Consider the following 6695-nt stretch of genomic DNA (forward strand, 5'->3'; position numbering starts at 1 on the left):
CCGCCACGACCGCAGCGGTCGTGAAGACGACGGCCAGCCCGTCGTCGTGGGCCCGTTGACGGTTCCCCTCGTCATGCGCGCGGTAGAAGGAACGCTGCCGTGACGAGACCGTGCCCGAGGCGGGTGCACTTGTCCGGAACGTTGAGCTGGCCACCGTGGTGGCTGTGCGCAGGACCGTGCTCGACCGGAGGGTGGTGACGGGCAGGCCGCACCGGACGTGCGCTTCCCGGAACAGACCTCACCAGCCCACCCGCTGGTCGCGTCACCATTTGGTCTCGACCGGCTGCACGGGCAGGGCGAACCGGAGGTCGGTGTCCCCGTCGAGGACCGGTCCTCCGCCCGGTGCCGTGGCGACCGGGATGCCGGAGCTGGAGGTGAGGCTCTGATCCTCTCGGTGAACGTCAGCCGAACGAGTCGGGCGGGAACCCACCCGACGAGGACCCAGCGTGCTGGTCGGCGCCAGAATCCGCGCGGCACCCGAGAACCTCCCGCTGTTCGAACGCGTCGCCAACGCCGCGCACCGCCACGCGCCCGACACGGTCCGCTGCCCCAACACCACCCCGAGCGACACCGCCGAGGCCGCGAGGCGAGCACTGGACGGGATCGAACGGGACCAGGAGGACCCGACCGGGACGTGGTCCGCCCTCGATCCCCGCCCTCCGACGTCGGAACACGCACCCGCCCTTCCCCACCGGACCACGAGCAGCCGGCGCCCTGACCCAGGGCGCCCTCGCCTCCGCATCGACCCAGGTCCACGGCACCGGGGGTGACAGGAACGACGCGGCCTGGCAACGTGCCGGGCATGACCGGATTCTCCGCGCGCCTGTGGGACGAGACCGCCGCGTTGCAGCGGGAGATGCCGCTGCTCCCGTTCAACGTCGAACTCGCCGAGGGCACCCTCTCCCGGGACCGTTTCCAGTTCTACCTCGCCCAGGACGCGCGGTACCTGGTGGGGTTCGGGCGCGCGCTGGCCGCCGCCGCGGCCCGCGCACCGGAGGTCGACGACGTCGCCTTCTTCGCCGGAGCCGCCCGGGAGGCCATCGAGGTGGAACGGGCACTCCACGCTGGCTACTTCGCCCGCTACGGGCTGGACCAGGAGGACCTCGACCGCATCGAAACCTCACCGACGTGCCTCGCCTACACCTCGTACCTGGCCGCGCTGGCCACCACCGGCTCGGTCGGCGAGCTGATGGCCGGCCTGCTGCCCTGCTTCTGGGTCTACCACGAGGTCGGCACCGACATCGTCCGCCGCCAGCGCACCGGAGCGCACCGGACCACCGACCACCCCTACCAGGCATGGATCGACACCTACGCCGACGAGGAGTTCGGGCAGGCCGTCGCCCGGTGCCGGCAGGCCGTGGACCGGGCGGCGGAGTCCGCCGGCGCCGCCGAACGAGCCGCCATGGCGAGGGCCTTCACCCGCGCGTCGGAGTACGAGTGGCTGTTCTGGGACAGCGCCTACCGGCGCGAGCAGTGGCCGACCCGGCGGTTCCTCCCCGCGCCCCGCTGATCCGACCACCGACGGGCGTCCCCCCACCCGGTCACGTCCCGCGCCGCGCAGCGGGGTACGGCCGCCTCGCCGCCGGCGCCCCCGGGGAGCGGTATCCCGAGCAGGACCAGCCCGCGGAGCGCGTGCCACCACCGGCACGGACGCCGTGACGGCCTCGACGTTCCGGCACCGGCCCCCCCGGAACCCCTCCCAGCCCGCCCGAACAGGACACTCCACACGGATACCGTGACCGCCACCTCATCCATACCGGGAGGAGCGCGCGATGACAGGACGGTTCGACGGGAACGTCGTGGTGGTCACGGGAGCCGGCCAGGGCATCGGCGCGGCCATCGCGCGGTCCTTCGCCGAACAGGGCGCGACCGTGGTCGTCGCCGACATCCGGGCCGACACCGCCGCCACCACCGCCGCCGAGATCAACGCCGCCACCGGAGCCACCGTCCTGGCCCGACCGCTGGACGTCACCCGCTCCGCCGACGTCGCCGCCCTCGCCGACCAGGTCGTCGCCGAACACGGCCACGTCGACGTCCTGGTCAACAACGCCGGCATCGTCCTGGGCGGCGCCAGTTTCGACTACGACGACGACACCTGGGACCGAACGGTCGCCGTGAACCTCTCCGGACCGTTCTACACGGCCAGGGAGTTCGGCCGGCGAATGCGCGGCAGGGGAGGGGCGATCGTCAACGTGTCCTCGGTGGCGGCCCTCCGCGCCCCCCGAGCCGATCCGCACATCGGCTACGACGCCACCAAGGCCGGCGTCATCGCGCTCACCCGCTCGCTGGCCGCCGAATGGGCACCGGAGGGGATCCGCGTCAACGCCGTCGCCCCCGGATACACCAACACCGACATCCTCAAGGCCGTCGGCAGCGAGAACCCCGAGGTGGTCGCCGGCTGGCGCGGTCAGATCCCGCAGGGACGGCTGGCCGAACCGACCGAGATCGCCCAGGTGGTGCGATTCCTCGCCTCCGCCGAGGCCAGCGCGGTCACCGGACACGTCCTCGTCGCCGACGGCGGCTACAGCACCTGGTGAGACGCCGGACGGCCCTGCCATGTCGGCCCGCCGCAGGGCGGAGTCCCTACCAAAGGGACGGCTGGACGTCCACCAGGACCGGCTCGCGGCGGGTCGCGCCCCGGGCGGCGGCCGCCGAGGCGACCGGGGTGGGGCCAGGCGCGGCGACCCCCTCCGGACCGTCGAGGGCGGGACACGGGGAAGGCGGAGGAACGGCCACCACGACGCCACGTCCCCAGGGCCGAGGGAGACGACCCCCTCCAGTCGCGGGACTGGCGGGCGTTGCCGAGGCGAACCCACCGGGACGGCAACCACCGCCCCGGCCCGGATACCGGGAACGCGACGACCAGTCCCGCCGCACGCCCCCGGGGGCCACCTGCCCCCGGGAGGGATGTCGACGCGAAGCACGGCCCGCCCGGATTTCCGCGCACCGCCCGACGCTGGCGGTCAGGGGGTGCGCGGTGCCCCGACCGGCTGATCAGCGGGGCGCCCCGGCTGGGGGAGCGAAGGTCCGCCGGTAGGCCAGCGGACTGACGCCGATCGCCGCGTTCAGGTGCGCGCGCAACGACGCGGCACTTCCCAGACCGGACTCGACGGCGACCCGGTCCACCGGGAGACTGGTCGTCTCCAACAACCGCCGCGCGTACGAGATCCGCTGCTGGATCAACCACGTCCCCGGCGGCAGTCCGGTCTCCGCCCGAAACCGGCGGCTGAAGGTGCGCACGCTCATGGAGGCGTGGCCCGCCAGCGTGGCCACGTCGAGCGGGTCAGCGAGATGCCGCACCGCCCAGTCCCGGGTCGCCGCCGTACTGCCCTCCCCGGTCTCCGGCAACGGGCGTTCGATGAACTGCGACTGCCCGCCCTCCCGCCAGGGCGGGACGACGCAGGAGCGCGCGGCCAGGTTGCTCACGGCCGTGCCGTGGTCGGACCGAACGACGTGCAGGCACAGGTCCACGCCCGCGCCCAACCCCGCCGAGGTCAGCACGTCCCCGTCGTCGACGAAGAGCACGTCCTCGTCCAGCTCCACCCGGGGGTAGAGCCGGCGGAAGGCGGCGACGTGCGCCCAGTGGGTCGCGGCACGCCGGCCGTCGAGCAGGCCCGCCGCCGCCAACACGAAAGCGCCGGTGCAGATCGACATGATCCTGGCACCAGCAGGGATCCGCGCCAGCGCCCGGGCGATGTCGGGCGTGAGCGCCCCGGCCACCCTCGGCCCCCTCGCCCGCGTACCCGGAACGATCACCGTCTGGGCGTCCTCCAACGCTTCCGGGCCGTGGTCCAGCACCGCCGTGTACCCCGACTCCACCCGGACCGGTCGGCGGTCCACCCCACAGATCCGCACGTCGTACAGGTCGCGGTCACCGCGCCTGGCCGCACCGAAAATCTGCGGGGGCACCGACAGGTCGTAACCGACCACCTCGTCGATCGCCAACACCACCACCCGGTGCGGCTCGACGTTCCGTTCCCCCCACCCGGGAGCACCACTCATGGCCGAATCCTGACACAGGTTGTCCTTCCTGCCACTCGCGGGCGGCTGTCCGGCACGTGAGGCTGTCCCGGTGCGAACGACCACTGATCCCACCCCTGGCTCCTCGTCGCCCGGCCGCTGCCCGGCCCACCCCCACCGGCACGTCGCGGCGGAGCCGCGCGTCGGACCCGCCGCGCCCCGATCACCACCGGGGGCCCTCATCGAACCGCCACCCGAGGAGCCCGCCCCACCTCCCAGGAACCAGCCCGTGGACAGGTCCGACCGGAGCGGCGTCGAGTACGGATGAGGAGCGCCGCTCCCGGCGGGCCGGTTCCCGGCGGAGCCGGCGGAACGGGGCGGAGGGGAACCAGCGGCGTCATCGGATGCCGCCCGAACAAGGAGATCGACGTTGACAGTCCCGGAGGCCCCGGACAGTGCGACCACGCCGTTACCGGGGGAAACGGACCGCCACCGGGTGCACCGGCTGACTCTTCGGGCCGTGGTCGCCAGTCAGGTCCTCGGCGGAGCCGGCCTGGCCGCCGGCGTCACGGTCGGAGCACTGCTGGCCGAGGAGATGCTGGGTTCCGACCGGCTGGCCGGACTGCCGGCCGCGTTGTTCACCCTCGGATCCGCACTGGCCGCCTTCCTGGTGGGGCGGTGCGTCCAACGGTGGGGACGCCGGGTCGGCGCGGGCCTCGGCTTCGCCGCCGGCGGACTCGGCGCGGCCGGGGTGGTCATCGCGTCGGCCACCGGATCCGTTCCACTGCTGTTCGTGTCCCTGTTCGTCTACGGCTCCGGTACCGCGACCAACCTCCAGGCCCGGTACGCCGGCGCGGATCTGGCGCCCCCGTCCCGCCGGGGCGCGGCGATCAGCGTCGCGATGGTGTCCACCACGCTCGGCGCGGTCGCCGGCCCGAACCTCGTCGATCCGCTCGGACGGCTCGCGACGACCCTGGGCCTGCCCGGGTTGGCCGGACCGTTCCTCCTCGCCGCCGTCGCCTACCCGGCGGCCGGGCTCGTCCTGGTCGTCCTGCTGCGCCCGGACCCGTACCTGCTGGCCCGCGCCCTCCACGAGGCCGAACGCGCCCGGGACGACCCGAGGTCACGCGACGCGGCGCCGAAACCACGGGTGGGCGCTGTCGTGGGCGCGGCCGTCATGGTCCTCACCCAGATCGCGATGGTCGCCATCATGACGATGACCCCGGTGCACATGCGCGCCCACCACCACGACCTCTCCGCCGTGGGGCTCGTCATCGGCCTGCACGTGGGGGCGATGTACCTGCCGTCGCTGGTCACCGGCATGCTGGTAGACCGGGTGGGCAGCACCCGGATGGCGGCGGCCTCGGGCGTGACCCTCCTGGCGGCGGGCGTGGTCGCCGCGCTCGCCCCCGGCGATTCGCTCGGCCTGCTGATCCTCGCACTGGTCCTGCTCGGGATCGGGTGGAACTTCGGACTGATCTCCGGCACCGCGCTGGTCGTCGACGCGACCGTCCCGGAGAACCGGCCGCGAACCCAGGGGAGCATCGACGTGCTCGTCTCCCTCGCCGGAGCGGGCGGCGGCGCGATGTCCGGTGTGGTGATGGCGACCGGCGGCTACGAGGTCCTCTCCCTCGCCGGCGGCCTCCTCGCCCTCCTGTTGGTGCCGGTTCTGCTCTGGGCCAGCCGGACCGAAAGGTGACGCCCTGAGCGACCGCCTGGGCCTCGTGTGGAAAGTGGGGGAGGGCGCCCGAGCCCGGAGTCCGACCAGCGAACAGGTTTTGCCCGCGCGCGGGCTTCACTGGTGGCGGATGCCCAGGCGGGAAAGCCCGTCGGATGACCCGCGTTCCCGGAAGTCGGCAGCGCACGGCTCACCCCCGCTCGCGCGGAGCAGACCAGACGTTCGAACAGCAAGAAGGGTGCCCCAGCTGGCTCACCCCCGCTTGCGCGGGGCAGACCTCCTCGACGTCAAGACGAGCCGGAGCGGAGTCGGCTCACCCCCGCTTGCGCGGGGCAGACTAGCCATCGAATCCGATCTGCCGGCGGGCGGACGGCTCACCCCCCGCTTGCGCGGGGCAGACTCCAGCAGAAGCCGCCCGATGCGCTCCACGTCCGGCTCACCCCCGCTTGCGCGGGGCAGACCCCTGCGTGGCGCCGACCAAGCTGATCCGCGCCGGCTCACCCCCGCTTGCGCGGGGCAGACCCTTACCGCCTGCACTGATGCTAGCGCGTGACCATTTTGTGATCTCCCGTTGGTGTGGCTCCGCGAAGTCGTACGAACGGGTAGGCCACGCTGCACGCCCCCAGCAGAGGACGACCGGCTTCGTCGCGGCCCAGCAGGCCAACCGCGACACGCTTGCACCCCCGCGTCGCGGTTGCCTCGACCAGGTAGCCGACACGCTTCTCCTCGTCGATCATGACGTTCTCATCCCCGGCCGGGTCGGTGTCCGTCACCCAGGTGAGTGGAGCGGCTCCGCCGGTCCGCGGCGCGCCGTCGCAGCACCGGGATGGCGGCGATCTTCTCGGCGGGAAGCCGCTCCCACATCAGCCCCACCGGGCGTCGCCCCGGGCCGCATTCGATCACCTGCTCGGGGGTGACGATCAGGTCCACGCTGACGTCGTGGTCCGACTCGGGAAGGTCCTCGTCGACGACCTGGAGGGCATGCACGGTGGTCGCGATCACGGTCTCGGGTCCGATCCTTCCCGCTTCCCGCAGCAGCGCCACCTCCAGGTCCGAA

At 73.2% G+C, this 6695-nt stretch carries 5 protein-coding genes and 1 pseudogene; 3 read left to right on the top strand and 3 right to left on the bottom strand.

Annotated elements, in window-relative coordinates; all coding sequences use genetic code 11:
• Positions 1 to 802: 802 nt before the first annotated feature.
• Both tenA and ACTIDRAF_RS0211895 read left to right on the top strand, forming a co-directional pair.
• The gene (gene tenA / locus ACTIDRAF_RS0211890) at positions 803 to 1510 is read left to right on the top strand and encodes a thiaminase II (RefSeq protein ID WP_016698961.1); all 708 of its coding nucleotides are present in this window, start codon (positions 803 to 805) and stop codon (positions 1508 to 1510) included.
• 262 nt (positions 1511 to 1772) lie between these two features.
• Positions 1773 to 2537: an SDR family NAD(P)-dependent oxidoreductase gene (locus ACTIDRAF_RS0211895; RefSeq protein WP_016698963.1), complete on the top strand. Its 765-nt coding sequence runs from the start codon at positions 1773 to 1775 to the stop codon at positions 2535 to 2537.
• 457 nt (positions 2538 to 2994) lie between these two features.
• Here ACTIDRAF_RS0211895 and ACTIDRAF_RS0211900 read toward each other — a convergent pair whose 3' ends face one another.
• Entirely contained in the window at positions 2995 to 4002 is a 1008-nt protein-coding gene (locus ACTIDRAF_RS0211900) for a GlxA family transcriptional regulator (protein ID WP_016698964.1), read from the bottom strand.
• Positions 4003 to 4390: 388 nt separating this feature from the next.
• Between ACTIDRAF_RS0211900 and ACTIDRAF_RS0211905 the strand changes: the two genes are divergently transcribed.
• Positions 4391 to 5659 carry an MFS transporter gene (locus tag ACTIDRAF_RS0211905; RefSeq protein ID WP_026066013.1) on the top strand — a complete coding sequence of 423 codons (1269 nt, stop codon included), beginning with the start codon at positions 4391 to 4393 and terminating at the stop codon, positions 5657 to 5659.
• Positions 5660 to 6180: 521 nt separating this feature from the next.
• On the opposite strand, the gene ACTIDRAF_RS33785 is transcribed toward ACTIDRAF_RS0211905, so the two are convergent.
• The gene (locus ACTIDRAF_RS33785) at positions 6181 to 6411 is read right to left on the bottom strand and encodes a hypothetical protein (RefSeq protein WP_157162991.1); all 231 of its coding nucleotides are present in this window, start codon (positions 6409 to 6411) and stop codon (positions 6181 to 6183) included.
• Positions 6383 to 6695 (bottom strand): annotated as a pseudogene (locus ACTIDRAF_RS0211910) (hypothetical protein); the annotation flags it as partial. The pseudogene ACTIDRAF_RS0211910 and the gene ACTIDRAF_RS33785, both read right to left, overlap by 29 nt.

It is taken from the genome of Actinoalloteichus spitiensis RMV-1378 (genome assembly GCF_000239155.1).
In the GTDB taxonomy this organism is placed as follows: Bacteria; Actinomycetota; Actinomycetes; order Mycobacteriales; family Pseudonocardiaceae; genus Actinoalloteichus_B; species Actinoalloteichus_B spitiensis.